At 37.7% G+C, this 19,941-nt stretch carries 20 protein-coding genes and 1 pseudogene; 13 read left to right on the top strand and 8 right to left on the bottom strand.

What is annotated here, in order from left to right:
- Positions 1–6: 6 nt before the first annotated feature.
- Both H8B04_RS01800 and H8B04_RS01805 read right to left on the bottom strand, forming a co-directional pair.
- On the bottom strand, positions 7–1,845 hold the full coding sequence (locus tag H8B04_RS01800; RefSeq protein ID WP_165290032.1) for an ABC transporter ATP-binding protein: 1,839 nt from the start codon (positions 1,843–1,845) through the stop codon (positions 7–9).
- A gap of 61 nt (positions 1,846–1,906) precedes the next feature.
- Positions 1,907–2,452: a hypothetical protein gene (locus H8B04_RS01805; RefSeq protein ID WP_165290033.1), complete on the bottom strand. Its 546-nt coding sequence runs from the start codon at positions 2,450–2,452 to the stop codon at positions 1,907–1,909.
- Between the two features lie 117 nt (positions 2,453–2,569).
- On the opposite strand from H8B04_RS01805, the gene H8B04_RS01810 reads away from it, so the two are divergent.
- A complete protein-coding gene (locus tag H8B04_RS01810; RefSeq protein WP_165290034.1) occupies positions 2,570–3,817 on the top strand; it encodes an LVIVD repeat-containing protein in 1,248 nt (415 codons plus the stop codon).
- Between the two features lies 1 nt (position 3,818).
- Positions 3,819–4,445, top strand: coding sequence for a hypothetical protein (locus H8B04_RS01815; protein WP_190301257.1), 627 nt, complete (start codon positions 3,819–3,821; stop codon positions 4,443–4,445).
- Here the strand turns inward: H8B04_RS01815 and H8B04_RS01820 are convergent, their stop codons facing one another.
- On the bottom strand, positions 4,446–5,228 hold the full coding sequence (locus H8B04_RS01820) for an SAM hydrolase/SAM-dependent halogenase family protein (RefSeq protein ID WP_165290036.1): 783 nt from the start codon (positions 5,226–5,228) through the stop codon (positions 4,446–4,448). It lies immediately after the preceding gene.
- Between the two features lie 251 nt (positions 5,229–5,479).
- On the opposite strand from H8B04_RS01820, the gene H8B04_RS01825 reads away from it, so the two are divergent.
- From H8B04_RS01825 to hisIE, 10 genes are all read left to right on the top strand, one after another.
- Positions 5,480–6,457, top strand: coding sequence for a PhoH family protein (locus tag H8B04_RS01825; RefSeq protein ID WP_165290037.1), 978 nt, complete (start codon positions 5,480–5,482; stop codon positions 6,455–6,457).
- Between the two features lie 36 nt (positions 6,458–6,493).
- Positions 6,494–7,438, top strand: coding sequence for a phosphoribosylaminoimidazolesuccinocarboxamide synthase (locus H8B04_RS01830; protein WP_165290038.1), 945 nt, complete (start codon positions 6,494–6,496; stop codon positions 7,436–7,438).
- Positions 7,439–7,456: 18 nt separating this feature from the next.
- Positions 7,457–7,828, top strand: a complete 372-nt coding sequence (locus tag H8B04_RS01835) for an STAS domain-containing protein (RefSeq protein ID WP_165290039.1) — start codon at positions 7,457–7,459, stop codon at positions 7,826–7,828.
- Between the two features lie 7 nt (positions 7,829–7,835).
- Positions 7,836–8,747 carry a ribonuclease Z gene (locus H8B04_RS01840; protein WP_190301258.1) on the top strand — a complete coding sequence of 304 codons (912 nt, stop codon included), beginning with the start codon at positions 7,836–7,838 and terminating at the stop codon, positions 8,745–8,747.
- Between the two features lie 54 nt (positions 8,748–8,801).
- Positions 8,802–9,854, top strand: coding sequence for a histidinol-phosphate transaminase (gene hisC / locus H8B04_RS01845; RefSeq protein ID WP_165290041.1), 1,053 nt, complete (start codon positions 8,802–8,804; stop codon positions 9,852–9,854).
- A 6-nt stretch (positions 9,855–9,860) separates the two neighbouring features.
- Positions 9,861–11,000: a bifunctional histidinol-phosphatase/imidazoleglycerol-phosphate dehydratase HisB gene (gene hisB, locus H8B04_RS01850; protein ID WP_190301259.1), complete on the top strand. Its 1,140-nt coding sequence runs from the start codon at positions 9,861–9,863 to the stop codon at positions 10,998–11,000.
- A gap of 83 nt (positions 11,001–11,083) precedes the next feature.
- Positions 11,084–11,674, top strand: a complete 591-nt coding sequence (gene hisH / locus H8B04_RS01855) for an imidazole glycerol phosphate synthase subunit HisH (RefSeq protein ID WP_165290043.1) — start codon at positions 11,084–11,086, stop codon at positions 11,672–11,674.
- Between the two features lie 18 nt (positions 11,675–11,692).
- Positions 11,693–12,445 (top strand): 1-(5-phosphoribosyl)-5-[(5-phosphoribosylamino)methylideneamino]imidazole-4-carboxamide isomerase, encoded by a 753-nt coding sequence (locus tag H8B04_RS01860; protein ID WP_165290044.1) that lies wholly within the window; start codon positions 11,693–11,695, stop codon positions 12,443–12,445.
- A gap of 1 nt (position 12,446) precedes the next feature.
- Positions 12,447–13,199 carry an imidazole glycerol phosphate synthase subunit HisF gene (gene hisF, locus H8B04_RS01865; RefSeq protein ID WP_190301260.1) on the top strand — a complete coding sequence of 251 codons (753 nt, stop codon included), beginning with the start codon at positions 12,447–12,449 and terminating at the stop codon, positions 13,197–13,199.
- A 122-nt stretch (positions 13,200–13,321) separates the two neighbouring features.
- Positions 13,322–13,906: a bifunctional phosphoribosyl-AMP cyclohydrolase/phosphoribosyl-ATP diphosphatase HisIE gene (gene hisIE, locus H8B04_RS01870; RefSeq protein ID WP_190301261.1), complete on the top strand. Its 585-nt coding sequence runs from the start codon at positions 13,322–13,324 to the stop codon at positions 13,904–13,906.
- A gap of 322 nt (positions 13,907–14,228) precedes the next feature.
- Here the strand turns inward: hisIE and H8B04_RS01875 are convergent.
- Positions 14,229–15,050: pseudogene (locus tag H8B04_RS01875) on the bottom strand (RteC domain-containing protein).
- A 36-nt stretch (positions 15,051–15,086) separates the two neighbouring features.
- Here H8B04_RS01875 and H8B04_RS01880 point away from each other — a divergent pair.
- The gene (locus H8B04_RS01880) at positions 15,087–15,263 is read left to right on the top strand and encodes a hypothetical protein (RefSeq protein ID WP_156138256.1); all 177 of its coding nucleotides are present in this window, start codon (positions 15,087–15,089) and stop codon (positions 15,261–15,263) included.
- Between the two features lie 126 nt (positions 15,264–15,389).
- Here H8B04_RS01880 and H8B04_RS01885 read toward each other — a convergent pair whose 3' ends face one another.
- From H8B04_RS01885 to H8B04_RS01900, 4 genes are read right to left on the bottom strand one after another with little or no spacing between them, the layout of a single operon-like run.
- Complete coding sequence (locus H8B04_RS01885) at positions 15,390–17,444, bottom strand: heavy metal translocating P-type ATPase (protein ID WP_190301262.1); 2,055 nt, start codon at positions 17,442–17,444, stop codon at positions 15,390–15,392.
- Between the two features lie 22 nt (positions 17,445–17,466).
- On the bottom strand, positions 17,467–18,171 hold the full coding sequence (locus tag H8B04_RS01890) for a transglutaminase-like domain-containing protein (protein ID WP_003010388.1): 705 nt from the start codon (positions 18,169–18,171) through the stop codon (positions 17,467–17,469).
- A gap of 47 nt (positions 18,172–18,218) precedes the next feature.
- Entirely contained in the window at positions 18,219–18,641 is a 423-nt protein-coding gene (locus H8B04_RS01895) for a Fur family transcriptional regulator (RefSeq protein ID WP_013597180.1), read from the bottom strand.
- 13 nt (positions 18,642–18,654) lie between these two features.
- A complete protein-coding gene (locus H8B04_RS01900) occupies positions 18,655–19,938 on the bottom strand; it encodes an efflux RND transporter periplasmic adaptor subunit (RefSeq protein ID WP_190301263.1) in 1,284 nt (427 codons plus the stop codon).
- Between the last annotated feature and the right edge of the window lie 3 nt (positions 19,939–19,941).

Below are 19,941 nucleotides of genomic sequence, written 5' to 3' on the forward strand. Positions count from 1 at the left end.
CATTATTTAACTTTCCACTGTGCGTTTAGCGGATTGTAAAGTGTATAAATGATGGTAAAGTCCTGACCCTTTAGCTAATAATTCATCGTGATTACCAAACTCTGCTACTACACCGTCTTCTACTACAACGATGTTGTCTGCATTTTTAATGGTAGATAGTCGGTGAGCGATGATAATAGAAGTACGATTTTTCATCAACTCTTCTAAAGCTTCTTGAACTAATCTTTCGGATTCTGAATCTAAGGCAGAAGTAGCCTCATCTAAGATTAAAATGGAAGGATCTTTTAATAAAGCTCTTGCTATAGCAATGCGTTGACGTTGTCCGCCAGATAATTTTACCCCACGTTCGCCTACAATAGTATCATATCCTTCTGGAAAACCCATAATGAAGTCGTGTGCATTCGCGCGTTTTGCAGCTTCAATAATACTTTCAGGATTGGCATCCAGACGGCCGTAATTGATGTTTTCACGAATAGTTCCTCCAAATAAGAGGACATCTTGAGGTACGATAGCCACTTGATTACGAATATCGGTTAATGAATATTGGGAAGCGTCCAAATCATCGTATAAGATTTGGCCTTTCGTAGGATTATAGAATTGTAAGATTAAAGAGGCAATAGTAGATTTACCAGCGCCACTAGGCCCCACAATTGCTATCTTATCTCCCGCATTAGCTATAAATGAAATGTCTTTTAGAATATTAATATCAGGTCTAGATGGATAAGCAAATTGTACAGAAGAAAATGTCAACTTACCCGCAATAGGTTTAATGATGTCTTTGTTATCCTCGTTAACGATGATGTTTTCGGTCTTCTCATTCAAAATCTCAATCACACGTTCACTTGCTCCCAATGCTTTTTGAATACCAGCATATAATTCTGGGAAGCTTCCCATAGAACCAGCTACAAACATGGAATACAAAATGTAAGTGGTTAAATCACCTACTGTTATTTCGCCAGTAGAGACTAAGGATGCACCATACCAAATTACCGCGATTACAGCACCGAAAATACAGAAGATGATAAATGAAGCGAACAAGCCTCTGAAAGTAGCACCTTTAATAGCTAGCTTCACCACATTATCTAATTTTTTGCTGTATCGTTGTGCTTCATAAAATTCATTTACAAACGCTTTAACATTGGAAATACCTAATAAGGTTTCTTGTACTATACTATTGGAATCCGCTAACTGATCTTGAGTTTGGCGTGATAGATTACGAATAAATCTTCCGAAGAAAATTGCTGTAACTACCAAAATTGGTAATATACTTAAATTCATTAAGGCCAATTTTGGTGAAACCCAAACCAATAATAACACACCGATCAAAAGGCTTAACATTTGTCTGATTATTTCAGCTAAAGTCGTTGTTAACGTATCTTGGATTTGAGATAAATCAGAAGATAATCTGCTGTTTAATTCCCCAACTCTTCTATTTGCAAAAAAATCGACAGGAAGAGTTATAAGTTTTAGGTAAGAATCACGTCTGATGTGGGCTAGAGCTTTCTCTGCAATTTCTACAAATAGTCGAATGCGAAAGAAAGACATTATCGACATGAATAATAAAATACTCAAAGATAAAGCGCCAATGTAAAAAACGCTTGGCTCTAACCACGGATAGATTTGCTTTCCTTGAGCTGCATCGATCATGGCTCCTAGCAAAGCTGGAAACGTTAGCATTGTCAAGCTTGAAAGTACCAAAAATACCATCCCCATAGCAAACTTGAACTTAAAAGGCTTCAGGTATGTAAAAATTTCTAAAGCTTTTTTTACTAGTTCCTTGCTAATTTTTGGTTTTGGTAATTCTTCAGCTTGGGTATTGCCACTATTCAGTCTTTGTCTAGCCATTTTCGTTAACTCAATGCTTATTTAATGGCGACAAATGTACATATATTCCCAATGGATGACATCAGACTTTCGTCACATTTTTCGATTTCAATTGCTTGTATTGGTATAGTAAACCCAAAATAAGTGCAACTATTATCAAAATAAATACATAAATATACTTGCTGCTATTGAGATCTTCTTCTTCCAATGATTTGATTTTATCTTTTAACTTGTCATTTTCAGCCTGCAATTTTGAGATTGTTTTCATATAGGCTGTGACTTGCTGATCATATTCGTTCGCCAGCTGCTCATAGCGTTCTTTTTCACTGTCTTTTAGATCCAAAAGTTTGCGTGTTTCTATGAAAATATTATTGTCTGTGACGACGATTTGTTTTAAAATATCAATGGATTTCTGCATGTCATTTTTGGATTTGAAGAGACCAAAAATTCCAGTCTTTTGTTGAAGTGAAACATCATATTCTCCAAATTTCTGATTACGTGCATTTAGTAGATTATTGACACGCTTGCGTTGATCCTCGAAAGAAGTGGAATTGTCTAAAGGAGATTGAGCTAATAAAGAAGTTGTAGTGGTGAATAAAATTAAAAGTGCAAAAAGCAAGTTTTTCATTTGTTACGATTTTGTTCTTGATTAAGACTTGACTGTTTAGGTTTAGTTTAATTTTTTTTTGGATTGTAGCAATCCAAAAATGTATATCGTTTTACAGATATACTAAACAACCAGATTATGAATTTAATAAAATCTTTTTTATTTATTGGGCTTGCTATGAGCGTATTGCTGGGTTGCGACAAAGTGGAGAGTAATACTTATTTCAAAACTCGTTTGCCTGTCTTTGAAAAGATGTCGGTTATTCGCACTCAAATGACATCAGTAGTCGAGCCGCAAGCTATCGAGCAAACAGGTAAAATCTATATTTTCAAGGATTACTTATTCATAAATGAGCCAATGAAGGGGATTCATATTTTTAATAATGTAAACCCTTCCAATCCAAGCGCAGTTGCTTTCTTGAATATTCCTGGAAATGTGGACATGGCTGTAAAAGACAACGTGCTTTATGCAGATAGCTATGTAGATTTATTAGCCTTTGATTTATCTAATCCTACAAAACCAACATTATTGAATCGTATTGAAGAGGTTTTCAAGAATGTCTATCAATATGATTATGAAAATCAAACATTGAACAGTGTAGTGGTGAGGTATGTGGATACGGTAGTGAGTAGAGAATACTTTCGGACTTATAATCCTTATATAAACTATTATAAAGAGACAGTGAATTACTCCAATTCCGATGGTGGAGGAAGTTATGGTCAAGGAGGTTCGATGGCGAGATTTACCTTAGCCAATGAACACTTGTATGCTGTAGATCATTCATCTATGAACTTATTTGATGTTTCGGACAAAACGAAACCATCATTTAAGAAAAATATTAAGTTGGGGTGGGGTATCGAAACCATCTTTCCTTATAAAGACAATCTTTTCATCGGAACAAATTCAGGGATGTATATTTATAATATCGAAGATGCTTCAGCACCAAAAGAATTATCGAGATATGAGCACGTTCGTGCTTGCGATCCTGTCGTGGTAAATGACGATTATGCTTTTGTCACGTTGCGCACAGGTGCAGTTTGCGCAGGCATTGTAAATGTTTTAGAAGTAGTAGATATTAAAGATTTGAAAGCCCCCAAATTAGTGAAGACTTTTCAAATGCAAAATCCTCATGGCTTAGGATTGTCAGGAGATGTATTGTATATCTGTGAAGGTAAATATGGATTTAAAAGTTTTGAGGCGTCGGATGTAAACAATATCGGCTATTCGCCAATCGAGCATCTGTCTCAATTAAACAGCACTGATGTGATTCCAGGTCCAAAATCCTTAATCATAATAGGAGAGAAGGGTGTGTGTCAATATGATTATTCGAACAAAAAGTCTTTGAAATTATTAAGTTGTATATCTGTAAAACCTATTCAAGATTAATATGCGCATTTCTCTTTATTTGATTCTGATCTTGATGGGGATTAGTTCTGGTTATGGACAGACAAAAAAATATTTAACCCAGCTTGAAGGTGGAATTTTAACTTACGGCGTTGCTACAAAAGAGTTGGGGTATTCCTTTAGAGGAATAAGTTCTTATGATATTTCACCAAGTGCCTATTTTGGAATAGGAAGTGGCTATGAGCAATATATGTTCAATGAAGTGGATGATAAAACGTTCAAGTTAATACCCATATTTATTCAAGCTAAATATATATTAAAACCAGAAAAAAGGACATCATTATTTGGAGCTTTTGATTTAGGGTATGGTATTAATTTGAATAAGAAAGAAGTGTCTAATCTCTCCAAAATATCTTATGAAGGAGGTGTGCTCGCTTCTCCTCAACTTGGGATACATTGGAAATCCAAACGAAATAAAGAATATTTTAGTTTGGCAATTGGTTACAAATACCAAGTTTTAAAAGAAGATAATTATTACAACTACCGGTGGACTGAAGATTCACCTGTATTGTGGAATGCTGATAATTCACTCCTACAAGGATATGATAACTACTCTTATGATAAGTATCATATGCATCGGTTATCTGTTATGCTGGGATTTGGGTTTTAATTAAGATATAAACTCAATCATAATCATTTCATCGGGATAAAGTCCCAATAAAGTGCTGGCGTTACCTTTGTTGATAGCGATTTCTAGGAAGTTGGATATTCCAAAAAGACATAGCTTTTCACCTTCGGAAACTTCATTGTAATGCCAGCTCATTTTGTTGATGGTCTCGTTACGCTTGAAGTGCAAGATAAAATTACGTCCTTTTTGGACTTGATTGAACAAATCTTTACTGATATTGCTGATTACATTGCCAAAAGAATCAATATAGGAGACGTGACCTTTGATAATATTTCCTTCTATAATAGGGAGTAAGGTTACCTTTTGAAGAGGCGCATCAATTTTAGTTCCCAGCTCGGCAATATCTTTTCCCGAAGCGATGTGACAAGCTGCTTTAACTAATATATCGGCCAAAGGAAAATGTAAGAAGCGAAGATCTTGCATGATTTCAATTTCATACAATTCTTCTGCTTGGTCTTCACCCAAAATAATACTGAAAATACCATTATCGGCACCTACGAAATAATGTCCGTTGTATTTCATGGCAATATAACGACTACCTTCTTGAAATACTGTGTCTATACCGATAAGATGAACGGTGTTTTTCGGGAAATAATGATAGGCATTTTGCAATACAAAAGCCGCATTTTGAATATTAAATGAAGGGATTTCATGCGTGATATCAATTAATCTGACATCAGGAAGCAAAGAGATGATGCTTCCTTTAAGTGCCGCTTGATAAAAATCGCGATACCCAAGATCAGTTGTTAATGTAATTACACTCATGTTTGTTTGTTAGTGCGCTAAGAGAGACGCGCTATAGCTATTCCTTAATATTTTCTAAAAACAGATTACAAAGGTATAAAAACTACCCATGTTAATACCTCATATTTCTTCAAAATAATGAATATTTTTTAGAATTAGTGAGAGTCAGAATATTAGTTTGTATTTTTGTTTAGTAAGATAAAAATCATTTATCGATGTAAACAAAGATATTTATCTTTACTATGAAACCATTACACTAAAAATATAAAAGTTTGGGTGAATTAATAATCAATTTGGACGGCGTCAACTTAGCTTCGCTTTGGGGTGCGCAAAACGAGAATTTTGAGTCTATTAAAGAAAGATTCCCAAAATTGCGTTTGATAGCTAGGGGTACAGAACTTAAGGTGCTAGGTGAAGATAATGAACAGAAATCTTTTGAAACTGTATTCTCTACCATTATAGATCACGTTTCTAAATACCACAATCTTGAGCCTATTCAATTAGAAGAACTTTTGGGCGTTAAACCAAGTGCGGAATCAGTTGCTGAAAAAGAAAAGACAGATGCTTCTGCAGCATTGAAAGGTGAACCCATCGTCTATGGTCCTAATGGGCTAATTGTACGTGCGCGTACGCCAAACCAACGTAAGATGGTGGATAGTATCAATAAGAATGATATTTTGTTTGCTATTGGTCCTGCAGGTACGGGTAAAACATATACAGCAGTAGCGTTAGCTGTTCGTGCTTTGCGCAATAAGGAAATAAAACGTATTATCTTAACTCGTCCGGCTGTGGAAGCAGGAGAGAATCTAGGCTTTTTGCCTGGAGATTTGAAAGAGAAAGTGGATCCGTATTTGAGACCTTTGTACGATGCCCTTGACGATATGATTCCTGCTGAAAAGTTGAAAGGTTATTTGGAAAACAGAACTATCGAAGTTGCGCCTTTAGCTTTCATGCGTGGCCGTACACTGGACAACTGTTTTGTGATTTTAGACGAGGCTCAAAATGCTACCGATATGCAATTGAAAATGTTTCTAACGCGTATGGGACCTACAGCCAAATTTATTGTAACAGGTGACTTGACACAGATCGACTTACCTAAGAAAAATCAATCTGGTTTAGCCACAGCTGTGAAGATATTAGATGGCATCCAAGGGATTGACATCGTCCACCTAACAGGGAGTGATGTGGTACGTCACAAATTGGTGAAACGTATTTTGGAAGCTTACGGAGATTTGAACAATAATAAATAAATATACAAGACATCACAAGATGTCATATTAAATAAGATGAGTGCGATAAAAGAAACTAATTTTCAGTTTGACAAACAAACTGCTTTTTACAGAGGTAAGGTAAGAGATGTTTACACGATTGACAATGAGTATTTGGTAATGGTCGCATCAGACCGTATTTCGGCTTTTGATGTGGTATTGCCTAGACCAATTCCTTACAAAGGGCAGGTGTTAAATCAAATTGCTGCTAAGTTTTTAAAAGCTACGGAAGATATTCTCCCAAACTGGGTGATTTCAGTACCAGATCCTTCGGCTACAGTAGGTCATATGTGTGAACCATTCAAAGTGGAGATGGTGATACGTGGTTATATGTCAGGTCATGCTTGGCGTATCTACCGCGATGGTGGTCGCGAATTGTGTGGTGTAACTTTACCAGAAGGTTTGAAAGAAAACGATAAGTTTCCAGAACCTATTATTACCCCAACAACTAAGGCTGCAGTAGGTCATGACGAAGATATTTCAAAAGAAGATATTATTGCGCAAGGGGTTGTAAGTCAAGAGGATTACGAGCAATTAGAGAAATTTGCGCATGCATTATTCCAAAGAGGTACGGAAATTGCTAAAGAAAGAGGACTGATATTAGTAGACACGAAATATGAGTTTGGTAAGAAGGATGGAAAAATCTATTTAATGGACGAAATTCATACACCAGATTCATCGCGTTATTTCTACCTAGAAGGATATGAGGAAAGACAAGCCAATGGAGAACCGCAAAAACAACTTTCTAAAGAGTTTGTGCGTCAATGGTTAATTGAGAATGGTTTCCAAGGAAAAGAAGGTCAACAAGTACCTGAAATGACTGACGAAATTGTTCAATCTATCTCTGAGCGTTATATTGAGCTGTATGAGCATATAACAGGTGAGAAATTCCAATATCCTGCTGATGGCGAAGTATTAGCGCGTGTTGAAAGTAATATCAATAAGGCATTATTGGAATTATAAAAAACAACACACTTCATTATGAGATACACAATTGATAAGCACGAGCGATATGTAGTTATCGAACCGTTGCGTGAAATTATTGATGGCGTTGCTGCCAATTATTTAAAAGGTGAGTTCATGTTGCGGAATACCGCCGGACAGCGTAATATTGTGTTAGATCTTAATTTGGTAAAGGAAATTAGCGAAGAGGGTATCCGAATGGGACTTTTAGCACATCGTTTGTGTCATGCTGTTGGTGGAGATTTTATCATTATAAATATTAATCCACAAGTGATGCAAACGCTAAAAGCTTTAGGTTTGGATCAACACTTTACTATTCTGAAGTCAATCGCCGCAGCGGAGGATTTGATTTTTGGGAATGAACTTAAGCGTGACGTAATAGGAGGATAAATATTTTATGAGATTTGAAGTTTTGATTTTGGGGAACAGTTCGGCTACACCTATGTTTGAACGCCATCCAACCGCCCAAATAATAAATTTCAATGAACAGATATTCTTAATAGATTGTGGTGAGGGTACGCAAATGCAATTACACCGTTATGGTGTAAAAAGCAATAAAATATCGCATATTTTCATCAGTCACTTACATGGAGATCACTATTTGGGATTAGTAGGTTTGTTGTCATCAATGAACTTACACGGTCGCTATAGTGATCTTCATTTATATGGTCCAGCGCCATTGATTGATATTATTAATCTTCAGCTGAAGCATTCGGAAACATACTTACAATACAATCTTATTTTTCATGCGACTAATCCTGAAAAAGAAGAATTGATTTTTCAGAATAATACGATTTGTGTTACTTCATTTCCTTTGAAACATCGAGTTCCTACCACAGGATTCCGATTTGATGAGGCGCAAAGAAGCGCTTCGTTGATCCGTGAGAAAATCCAGCATCTCAATATGCCTACTGTTTTCTTTCAGCAGTTAAAAAAAGGAATTGACTGTGTGGATTTGGATGGAACAGTATATAAGGCTTCTGAATTAACTAAACCAGCACCTGCACCACGCAGCTATGCATTCTGTTCGGATACAAGAGCATTCGAATCGTATGTTTCTAGCATTCAAAATGTGGATTTACTGTATCATGAAAGTACTTTTATGCATGATATGTTACCACGTGCAATAGAAACGTTTCATAGCACCTGTTTAGAAGCTGCACTAATCGCTAAACAAGTGGGAGCTAAAAAATTATTGCTTGGGCATTACTCCGCCCGCTACCGCGAACTAACTCCATTACTTCAGGAGGCAAAATTAGAATTTGTCAATACAGAGTTGAGTTCAGAAGGAAAATGGTATAATGTCTAGCGTTTTTGTGGATTTTTCACCATCTTTACGCCAAAATTTTAACAGGCTCTTATTATGTCTTTTAACTTAGAAAATCTTTTACGGGACAACATCAAGAAATTGGTCCCATATTCTTCCGCTCGTGATGAGTTCAAAGGAGAAGCGTCGGTATTGTTGGATGCGAATGAAAATTCATTTGGTTCACCATTATCGCATCATTACAACCGCTATCCAGACCCATTGCAGCATCAAGTTAAAAGCAAACTTTCTTCTATCAAAGGCGTACCAGCAGACAATATTTTCTTAGGAAATGGTAGCGATGAGGCTATTGATATTTTGTACAGAGCTTTTTGTAAGCCAGGAGTGGACAATGTGATTTTGGTTCCGCCGACTTACGGTATGTATGAGGTTTCTGCGAATATCAATGATGTCGAGATTCGTAAAGTAAATCTTTCTCCAGACTATCAGTTGAATTTGGATGGTATTGCGGCAGCAATTGATGCGAATACAAAATTGATTTTCATCTGTTCACCAAATAACCCAACAGGAAATAGCATTCGTCGCCAAGATATAGAAACGGTATTGACGAATTTTGACGGAATCGTGGTGATTGATGAAGCGTATATCAATTTCTCAAAACAACGTTCGTTCACACAAGAATTGAACGAATTTCCGAATTTGGTTATTCTTCAGACTTTGTCAAAAGCTTGGGGATTAGCGGCATTACGTTTGGGTATGGCTTTCGCCAGCAAAGAAATAATTGCTGTATTTAATAAGATAAAACCTCCTTATAATATCAACCAAGCTACACAAGACTTAGTATTGGAAGCTTTGGGAAATGTAGAACAAGTAAATACTTGGATTAAAGATACGGTTGCAGAACGTGAAAAATTGGTTGAAGCGTTGGCAACAATTGAGCAAATCCACCACATCACACCTTCTGATGCGAACTTTATCTTGGCTAAATTGGTAGAACCACGTGAATTGTATAACTTCTTAGTAAATAAAGGAATTATTGTACGTGATCGTTCGAAAGTGGAGTTGTGTGAAGGATGTCTACGAATCACTGTAGGTACAGCGGACGAAAATGTTAAATTAATAGAGGCTATCAAGCAATTTTATATATAACTAACCATGGCAGATTTGATTAAAAGAGTTTTATTTATTGACCGTGATGGCACTTTAATCTTAGAGCCCGAAGACCAACAAATAGATTCTTTTGCAAAATTGAAGTTTTATCCAGGCGCATTGCAGTATCTTCCGCGTATTGCGAAGGAGCTGGATTTTGAAATAGTATTGGTGTCGAATCAAGATGGTTTGGGTACAGACTCACATCCTGAAGCGAACTTTTGGCCAGTACATCATTTTATTATTGAAACATTAGCTGGTGAAGGTGTAACTTTTGCCAAAGAACATATTGACCGTACTTTCCCGCATGAAAATGCACCTACACGTAAGCCAGGAATTGGTATGTTAGGTGAATATTTTGATGCTACAAAATATAACTTGGCCGAATCATTCGTCATCGGTGACCGCGTAAATGATGTGAAATTAGCTGAAAATTTAGACGCTAAAGCTATCTGGTTGCGTAATAATGATGAGTTGGGTAAGCATGAAGGAGTTGAATTTTCGGAGGAGTTTATAGCTTTAGAAACTTCGGACTGGAAAGCGATTTACGAATTCTTAAAATTAGGAACACGTACTGGCGAGCACCACCGCAAAACAAATGAGACTGATATTTATATCAAGTTGAATTTGGATGGCTCGGGAAAAGCGGATATCGATACAGGTTTACCTTTCTTCGACCATATGTTGGACCAAATCGCACGTCACGGTGCTATTGACCTAACTGTGAAAGCGAAAGGTGATTTGCATATTGATGAGCATCATACGATCGAAGATACAGGTATCGCTTTAGGTGAAATCTTTTTGAAAGTTTTAGGCGATAAACGTGGAATTGAACGTTATTCTTATACCTTGCCAATGGACGATTGTCTAGCGCAGGTAGCTTTAGACTTCGGTGGACGTAACTGGATTGTGTGGAATGCGGAATTCAAACGTGAAAAAATCGGAGATATGCCGACAGAAATGTTTTTCCATTTCTTCAAATCATTCTCTGATGCTTCGAAATCAAATTTGAATATCAAAGCAGAAGGCGATAACGAGCACCACAAGATAGAAGCGATTTTCAAAGCTTTTGCGAAGTCAATCAAAAAAGCTGTACGCCGCGACGCAGACAATATGCAGTTGCCAAGTACGAAGGGAGTTTTATAGTATTGAGAATTGAGTACTGAGAATTGCGTACTTAGCCAATTTAGTCTTGATACGCAATACGCAATACTCACTACTTCATAAATATGATTGGAATTGTAAATTACGGAGCAGGGAATATATTTTCATTGACGGCGGCGTTGGATAGAATCCAAGTAGAGCATGGAATGATTAATACCCAAGAAGACTTCGAAAAATATAGCCACATTATTATTCCAGGTGTGGGACATGCTGGTGCTGCAATGAAAAAGTTGCAGGATACAGGCTTGGTGGATACCATTTTGGCATTACAAAAACCTGTATTGGGTATTTGTGTGGGCATGCAGCTGATGACTTCTTTCTCGGAAGAAGGGAATGCAGATATGCTGAACATTTTCCCTGTTAAAACGTTACACTTTGACAAACGTATAGGAGCTAAAGTTCCGCATATGGGTTGGAACAGTGTTCGCGAAGAAAACAACAGTCCACTTTTTACGGATATTCCAGATAATAGCTACTTTTACTTTGTTCACTCTTATTTTATAGAGCGCGAAGAATCGACTGTTGCGGCAACATGTTCGTATGATTTGGATTTTGCGGCAGCATTTCAAAAAAATAACTTTTATGGCGTACAATTTCACCCAGAGAAATCGGGTAAGTTTGGCGAGCAGTTGTTATTAAATTTTTCTAAATTTTAATTAAATAAAAATATTACTATGTATATCATTCCAGCGATTGATGTTTTAGACAAGAAGGTAGTACGTCTTAGAGAAGGAAATTACCAAGACGTGACGACTTACGATATCTCTTTAGAAGAACAAATCAAAAATTACTATGCTAATGGTACTGAAATGGTACATATTATTGATTTGAACGGTGCTAAAGGCGATTTCTCCAACCAAGAATACCTTTTTGAAATTATCCAAAAAACGGATATGAAGGTACAATATGGTGGTGGTGTACGCAGTATCGAGAAAGTAAAAGAATTGGTAGATGCAGGTGTTTACCGTGTTATCGTGGGTACGCAAGCGATTACTAATCCTTCTTTCTTGGAAGAATTAGCAACCTTAAATCAAGGTCCTGTCAAATACGCAGATCACATCGTTATTGCGATTGATGTATTAGATGAGGTTATTAAATATTCAGGTTGGCTAGAAAGTTCACCAATCAAATTGGTTGAGTATATTGATAAATGTTTGGCATTAGGATTCTTCCGTTTCTTGTGTACTGATATTTCTAAAGACGGAAAATTAGGTGGCGCTGGTGTTGAGCTGTACAAAAAATTGTTAGATCACTCGCCAATTATCAAATTAATCGCTTCAGGAGGTATTTCTTCGATGAAAGATATCGAAGAATTGAACGATTTGGGGCGCATCGAATCAGTAGTGGTTGGTAAAGCGATTTACGAAAACAAAATCACGATTGAAGAGATTAAAGATTGGAATTTGAAAGCATTAATTAAATTCTAAGATGCTAGCAAAACGTATCATTCCTTGTTTGGATGTCAAAGATGGCCGTACCGTAAAAGGCGTGAACTTCGTCGACTTGCGTGATGCGGGGGATCCAGTGGAGTTGGCTTGGCAATATTCGGAACAAGGCGCTGATGAATTGGTGTTTTTGGATATTACAGCGACACACGAAAAGCGTAAAACTACTATTGACTTGGTCAAAGCAGTAGCTCGTCAGGTTAATATTCCTTTTACAATTGGTGGCGGTATCAACGAAATGCGTGATGCTGAAATCTTGTTAAATAGTGGTGCGGATAAAATTTCGATTAATTCGGCTGCAGTTCGCAATCCGCAATTGATTGATGATTTGGCAAAAGCTTTCGGAACACAATTCGTAGTTGTTGCGGTGGATACACGCTTGGTAGATGGGAAAAATTATGTGCACCTACGCGGAGGTCGTGATAAAACAGACATCGAAACAGAAAATTGGATTAAAGAAGCCGAGAGTCGTGGTGCAGGCGAAATCTTATTGACTTCGATGGACCATGATGGTACTAAGAATGGTTTTGATAATGGTTTGTTAAAGAAAATCAATGATACGATTAACATCCCATTGATTGCTTCAGGTGGTGCTGGAAATCAACAACATTTTGTGGATACATTCCAACAAGCGAATGTGGATGCTGCTTTGGCGGCTTCAGTATTCCACTACGGTGAGATATTGATTCCAGACTTGAAAGAAACATTACGTAAAAACGGTATTGTTGTTAGGTAATATTCGTTATTTCGAATGAAACGAAGTGTAGTGAGATATCTAATAACAGATTTCTCCTTATCGAAATGACGTTGATATAGATTTAGTCCTTTTAGATATAGGGCAGCAAAATAAAGAAAGCTATGATAGATTTTGAAAAAGGAAATGGACTAGTTCCAGTAATTGTCCAAGATTTTCAAACATTAGAAGTGTTGATGTTAGGCTATATGAATGAAGAGGCTTGGCAAAAGACACAACAAGAAAAGAAAGTTACATATTTCTCCAGAACGAAGAATAGATTGTGGACAAAAGGTGAGGAGAGTGGTAACTTTTTATTGGTAAAAAGCTATCATATCGACTGTGACCAAGACACTATTTTAATCAAAGCAGAGCCTGTAGGTCCTACTTGTCATACCGGTTCACGCAGTTGTTTTAATACAGAATATAATCAAAACTTTTTGTTGGAATTAGAACGTATTGTGAAAAATCGTTTTGAATTTCCTTCGGAAGATTCTTATGTAAACCGCTTACGCAAAAAAGGTCTTAATAAGATCGCACAGAAAGTAGGGGAAGAAGGTGTGGAGACTGTTATTGCTGCTTTAGCTGAAACAGAAACTGATTTGATTAATGAAGCGTCAGATTTGCTGTTTCACTTAATTGTATTATTACGTGCAAAAGGTCTTTCGTTAGAGACTGTCGCTAAAAATTTAGAAAGTAGACATCAGTAAGACATTCTTAAGATGATATTCTTATAAAAGTGCCGTATCTTCGTACGGCACTTTTTATTTTAAAGTTTTCAGGAAAAAGCCTTTTCGGTTGAATACAAGGCTCTTATGTGGGTTATCAAAGATAGTCAAGTAACGATTTGGTAACGGTGCTTATTGCTTTGCTTTTCAACACGTTTCCGTTAGCTCACAGCAAATATACAAAATTTATTATTCTCAAAACCATACAAAGGATTTTAATATCCGATTATTACACTTGGTAAAACAGGACAAGAAAAAAGGGCTTTTATTAAACCCTTTTTACGCTGTACAGATATAGCAAACCCTACCTACCGTCCTGCTCGTCCATTTTTTTGATAAGGCTTTCTTTAAGGCTGTCAAGGAATTTAGTTCTGTTCATTTTTCGGGATTTGAGTTCTAAAAACGTGTGATAGAAATCTCCCAAATCAACATTAAAAGTGCTTTCAAAGACTTTGACGATAGGTTTAATATCTGCATTGGCGTTATTGAATATGCCTTGTGAATGTAGTGCATAAATCAATTCGGTTAAAGCGGTCTTGCTACCTGTTCAATGCAGGGTTGTCGGTTTGTCGCTTGTGGCTGTTTTTGATAGTTGGTCTTCGAGGTAGTCCTGTATCAAATCATTGGCAATAATCTTTGCTACTTTGTAATCGTGGGAAGTGGAAAAACTGTGGTCGGTTTCAAAATAGAATGTGTCCAAACTCAATTGAACATTGTGCTTGCCACGAACAAAATAGGTGTGGTCAAGATAAGTGCTGTCGGTTCTGTAATAGCTGTAAAACGCCATATTGTTATCAAAAAACCTTTTGAGCTTTGATAATTCTTTATTGAAATATTCTTCCAAAACTTCTTTTCCGCCATAAGGTCTTTTGGCTTCAATCTTATACACAGCATTGTAATAAATGAGCTTTGCAACGATGGTAGGTTTCTGATGTTTGAAAAAACGGATTTCTTCGTCTTCATCGCTGAACCCTGTTTTTAGCACATATTCCTTTAATTCGGATAGGCATTCTACAATAAGAAGTATAACAGCTTCTATCCGTTGTATGGAGCAATCAGCTTCAACCTCCAATTCGTTGACTGTTGTTTTTAACCTATGTAATGTTTCGTTGTAAAATTTATTCATTCGATTATTTTGAAATGTTTAAGCGCACTATGAGTAGTGAATTGCCAACAGCGCTGTTCCCTCATCAAAAACATCTGTCATTTCAACGATGATGATGATGTTGGTGTTGATGGTGCTGAAAATTACCTATATAATGATGATAAATATGACGGACAACAGCAAAAATTAGGAATATCAATATGGCAGAGAGGAAAATCAGCATTGTCCAATTAAGTATTCGGTGATGCAATCTTTCTACCCTTTTTACAGGCTTTCTTGATTGAGAAATATGCCGATTGGGGATATATTTCTTTTTGCGTATTTTCTTTTTCCTTTTCAAAACTCATAAATTGAAGGGGTTTAAAATTTCATTCGCTGTATTCTTACCGCATTTAAAATTGCCAATAACGCTACGCCAACATCCGCAAAAACAGCTTCCCACATTGTCGCCAATCCACCTGCTCCAAGTACGAGTACAATAGCTTTGACACCGAAAGCCAAACCGATATTTTGCCAAACGATTTTCTTTGTCTGTTTACCGATGTTGATTGCCATAGGTATTTTACTTGGCTTATCGTCCTGTATGACCACATCTGCGGTTTCGATAGTGGCATCACTCCCTAATCCACCCATTGCGATACCTACGTCGCTCAATGCCACAACAGGAGCATCGTTTACACCATCGCCCACAAAAGCAACGCTTTCGCCTTTGGCTTTGATGTCTTTAACTCTGTTTACTTTGTCTTCGGGCAATAAATCTCCAAAGGCATTGTCTATCCCCAACTGCTCCGCTACATATTTCACAACGGTACTTTTATCTCCGCTAAGCATCGTTGCTTTAACATTGAGCTTATGCAATAGGGTTATGGTTTCTTGTGCATCTTCTTTGATACTGTCGGCAATCGTGATGTAACCAACAAATTTGCTGTCGTATGCAACGGCAATAGTTGTATAAACGATGCTGTTCGGGTCTAAGTCGTATGATATGCCGAACTTACCCATCAGTTTGAAATTCCCGACCAATAAATCCTTACCGTTTACCGTTGATTTCAAACCGTGTCCGGCGATTTCCTCCGTATTTTCCAATCGAATTTCATTATTCGGTCTCCCCACGTATCCGTGAATAGCGGTTGCTACGGGGTGTGTGCTATGGCTTTCCAAAATGTTGACTAATTCCAGAATTTCAGCTTTATCAAATTCGGGATTGAAGTTGATATCCTGAACCTTAAAAACGCCCTCTGTCATTGTACCTGTCTTATCCATCACTACGTTTTGAATATCGGAAAGAGCATCTAAAAAGTTACTTCCTTTGAACAGTATTCCATTTTTGCTCGCAGCACCAATACCACCGAAATAACCTAAGGGAATGGAAATAACCAACGCACAAGGGCAGGAAATAACCAGGAATACCAAAGCCCTGTACAGCCAATCTCTAAACTCATAATTTTCCACAAAGAAATAAGGCAGTAGGCAAATGGCTATGGCTAACAGCACTACAATAGGCGTATAGATTTTTGCAAATTTCCGGATAAATAATTCCGTTGGTGCTTTTTGTGCAGTGGCGTTTTGCACCAATTCTAAAATCTTGCTCAACTTACTGTCGGTGTATGCGGTCGTAACTTTTACCTGCGATACGGTGTTGAGATTTATCATCCCTGCCAAAACGGTTTCGCCTTTGTTTTTTGTATCTGGTTTGCTTTCGCCTGTTAAAGCCGATGTATTGAAAGATGCCGTTTCGGACAACAGTTCTCCGTCTAAGCCTAATTTTTCTCCCGGTTTAAGCTGTATAATTTCGCCAACGGCAACAGTTTCTGCCTTTACGGTTTGCGGTTCATTGTTTTTTAAAACGGTTACTTCATCGGGTCTTTGGTCAAGCAAAGATTTGATGTTTGATTTTGCCCTCGAAACAGCCATTGTCTGAAAAACTTCGCCAACGGCATAGAACAACATTACCGCAACGCCCTCGGGATATTCGCCAATGGCAAATGCCCCGATAGTTGCAATGCCCATCAAAAAGAACTCCGAGAAAATCTCGCCTTTGCGAATACTCTCAACGGCTTCTTTGAGTACGGGCAGTCCAACAGGAGCATAAGCCACCACGTACCAAATAATCCGTACCCAATCGGTAAACCACGTCTGCGGAAACCAATTATCCATTGCAATACCTGCAAGCAACAGCGCAAGGGAAATAATGGCGGGAAGAAACATCTTGAAAACATTGTCAGTATCTCCTGAATGCGAATGGTCGTGTCCGTCATCATCACTGTGGTCGTGATTATGCCCGTCATTTTTGTGATGCCCTTTTACCAATTCCTTAGCACCTGCTTTGGTGTAGATTTTTTCTTCCTGTGTGCAACAAGTCATTTTGCCTTGTGCATCGTAAGTATGCTTGTGATTTTTGTCTGTATTTATCATAGCCTTTAATTTTTTAGGTTCGTTACACTTTTTTATTTCTTATTCTTTCTACATTATTATTCATTATATGCCTCACGATATGCTGAAAAATAAACTTCTTGAAAGCGTTCAGTTCTTGTTGATGTTTTGCATAAAACGCATCGGGTGTATCAAAAACGCCAAAGTCCCGATTGATGCCTTTATCCTGAATAAATGTATTATTGAGGTTCCATTCAATCGGCGGGTTCTCAAAATTATCGGTATAAACCCCGAAACCGCAAAAAGTGGTCTTGCAATCACTGTTCTGTTCCTGTAATTTAGTGAGGTACGGTTTATCCAAAATCACGCCCTCCAAAAAATACCATTGCTCGTTTACCCAAACTTCAACCCAGCTATGCAAGATATTCTTAGGCGATAGTCTGTACCAAATACCTGTAATAGCTCCTTTCTGCAATGCCTTGTCAATGGTAAAGCCGTGAATACGGTTAGGTACATCTGTTGCTCTTAACAAAGCCATTAATAAAGTGGCTTTTGTGTTGCATTGTCCGTACCCGTCATTCAGCACCTGCGATGCGGAAATATAATCAGAAACATTATAGCCAAACTTTATTTCGTCCCGTACAAAATTGTAAATGGCTTGAACTTTGGCAACGGTGTCCAAGTTTTCCCACCCTCTCTGCTCCAATAGCTTTTGTATGGAAGCATTGGAGTAGTCAAGGATTTTTGTTTCTTTAAGATAGGTGTCCATAACACATTTATATTTATAACAAAGTTACACAGGGAGAGCCTGCAATGCTATTGCAAACTCTCCTTTAAACAGTTTTCACAAATTCCCTTACCAAATAATTTTAGTTCGTCGATACGGTAATTCTGACTTCCATTCTGCGGTATTATAAAATCCTCCTTACAGGTTGTCTGCTTACAAATCTTACAATAGAAATGTAAGTGCCAATCCTTGTGTGTATTTTCATCACACCCATCGTGGCACAGAATATACTTGACCGTAGTGTTCTCCTGAATACTGTGTACAATGCCTTTTTCTTCAAAAGTTTTCAAAGTCCTGTAAATCGTAACCCTGTCTGCTTTATAAAAATGGCTCTCGATTTCAGATAGGGACATTGCTGTTTGCTGTTGCTCCAAGAAATCATAAACCAATATCCGCATACTGGTCGGATTGGTGTTCTTTGACAACAGCTTCTGTTCAATGTTTTTTTTCATTATCCAATGTTTTTTAGTGAGCGTGGGCGTGTTCTCCCGAATCATCCATTTTTGCATTCACAAAAAATGCACTTTTTACCACGATATGCGTTCCGTGAGGAATTTCACTTACAGGTGTAATTGCCGTATAACCTAATAGAGAAGCACCTTTAATGACTTCCATTCTTACAAATCGAGTTCCCTTTTCAGAACCGTGGTCGTGAGCCTCCTCTTCATCGTGGTCGTGAGCTTCTCCCTCTTTATGCTCGTGGGGTTCTTCTTCCTGCTCCTTGACCAAAAAGATGTAATACTTTCCGTCTGCATTGACAATAGCATCGTTGGGTACAGCCGTACTTAATACATCATCTAAACTTACCATTCCGGTTATACTCATTCCGTCAATCAATCCTGTTTTATCGCCTGTAATTCTGCTGTGAACGGCAATGGTCTTACTCTCTCCGCTAAAAGATGAACCAATACTGTACACTTCGGCAGAATAGGTCTTATTGGGATTGTTGGTTACGACAAAATCTATTTTCTGACCTATTTTGATAAGGGGAATATCCTTTTCATAAACCTGTAAATCCAAGTGCAATGCTGTGTTCTCTATTATTTCGGCAATAGGCGAAGACACATCTACATAGCTTCCGATTTTGGCAAAAACGTTACTTATAGTGCCACTTATCGGGCTTGTAACGACCAACGAGGATTTAAGGCTCGCATTTGACAAGGAAGCCGGATTAATACCCATCATTTGGATTTGTTGTTGTAACGATGCTTTTCGTGTTCTCAACGTGTTCAATTCAGATGTGGCACTTTGCAGGTTTTTCTTTGCACCTGCATTTCCCTCGTTCAGCTCTCTTTGTCTTGCCACTTCCTGCTCTGCAAATTCTATCCGGCTATTAATGCTTAGGTATTCTTCCTGCAACTGTATGAATTGCGGATTGGAAATTGTGCCGATGACCTGACCTTTCTTTACAAAATCGCCTATCTCCACATTGAGGGATTTGATAACGCCACCAAACATTGAAGTTGCATTTGCCTTGTTGCTGTTGGGTACTCTCAATCCTCCGTTGGCTTTCAATGTTGCGGATAATTGTTTTTGTTCAATCATCCCTATTTCGATACCAACGGCTTTCATCTGCTCATCGGTCAGCACGGCAACATTTTCTTCTTCGTGTTCGTCCGTTGTTGTTTCTGCTTCCGTTCCGTGATTATGCCCATCGCCCTCTTTATGATTATTTGTACAGGCGTTGAAAGCAAAGAATGCTACGAGGACAAGAACGCTAAAAACTATATTATTTATGATACGTTTCATATA

This window comes from Sphingobacterium litopenaei (assembly GCF_014692495.1).
GTDB classification, from domain to species: Bacteria; Bacteroidota; Bacteroidia; order Sphingobacteriales; family Sphingobacteriaceae; genus Sphingobacterium; species Sphingobacterium litopenaei.

What these genes read in the sequence shown, in the direction of transcription:
- H8B04_RS01800 (WP_165290032.1), bottom strand. Translation starts at nt 1,845, where the DNA reads ATGGCTAGACAAAGACTGAATAGTGGCAATACCCAAGCTGAAGAATTA.
- H8B04_RS01805 (WP_165290033.1), bottom strand. Translation starts at nt 2,452, where the DNA reads ATGAAAAACTTGCTTTTTGCACTTTTAATTTTATTCACCACTACAACT.
- H8B04_RS01810 (WP_165290034.1), top strand. Translation starts at nt 2,570, where the DNA reads ATGAATTTAATAAAATCTTTTTTATTTATTGGGCTTGCTATGAGCGTA.
- H8B04_RS01815 (WP_190301257.1), top strand. Translation starts at nt 3,819, where the DNA reads ATGCGCATTTCTCTTTATTTGATTCTGATCTTGATGGGGATTAGTTCT.
- H8B04_RS01820 (WP_165290036.1), bottom strand. Translation starts at nt 5,228, where the DNA reads ATGAGTGTAATTACATTAACAACTGATCTTGGGTATCGCGATTTTTAT.
- H8B04_RS01830 (WP_165290038.1), top strand. Translation starts at nt 6,494, where the DNA reads ATGAGTGCGATAAAAGAAACTAATTTTCAGTTTGACAAACAAACTGCT.
- H8B04_RS01835 (WP_165290039.1), top strand. Translation starts at nt 7,457, where the DNA reads ATGAGATACACAATTGATAAGCACGAGCGATATGTAGTTATCGAACCG.
- H8B04_RS01840 (WP_190301258.1), top strand. Translation starts at nt 7,836, where the DNA reads ATGAGATTTGAAGTTTTGATTTTGGGGAACAGTTCGGCTACACCTATG.
- hisC (WP_165290041.1), top strand. Translation starts at nt 8,802, where the DNA reads ATGTCTTTTAACTTAGAAAATCTTTTACGGGACAACATCAAGAAATTG.
- hisB (WP_190301259.1), top strand. Translation starts at nt 9,861, where the DNA reads ATGGCAGATTTGATTAAAAGAGTTTTATTTATTGACCGTGATGGCACT.
- hisH (WP_165290043.1), top strand. Translation starts at nt 11,084, where the DNA reads ATGATTGGAATTGTAAATTACGGAGCAGGGAATATATTTTCATTGACG.
- H8B04_RS01860 (WP_165290044.1), top strand. Translation starts at nt 11,693, where the DNA reads ATGTATATCATTCCAGCGATTGATGTTTTAGACAAGAAGGTAGTACGT.
- hisF (WP_190301260.1), top strand. Translation starts at nt 12,447, where the DNA reads ATGCTAGCAAAACGTATCATTCCTTGTTTGGATGTCAAAGATGGCCGT.
- hisIE (WP_190301261.1), top strand. Translation starts at nt 13,322, where the DNA reads ATGATAGATTTTGAAAAAGGAAATGGACTAGTTCCAGTAATTGTCCAA.
- H8B04_RS01885 (WP_190301262.1), bottom strand. Translation starts at nt 17,444, where the DNA reads ATGATAAATACAGACAAAAATCACAAGCATACTTACGATGCACAAGGC.
- H8B04_RS01890 (WP_003010388.1), bottom strand. Translation starts at nt 18,171, where the DNA reads ATGGACACCTATCTTAAAGAAACAAAAATCCTTGACTACTCCAATGCT.
- H8B04_RS01895 (WP_013597180.1), bottom strand. Translation starts at nt 18,641, where the DNA reads ATGAAAAAAAACATTGAACAGAAGCTGTTGTCAAAGAACACCAATCCG.
- H8B04_RS01900 (WP_190301263.1), bottom strand. Translation starts at nt 19,938, where the DNA reads ATGAAACGTATCATAAATAATATAGTTTTTAGCGTTCTTGTCCTCGTA.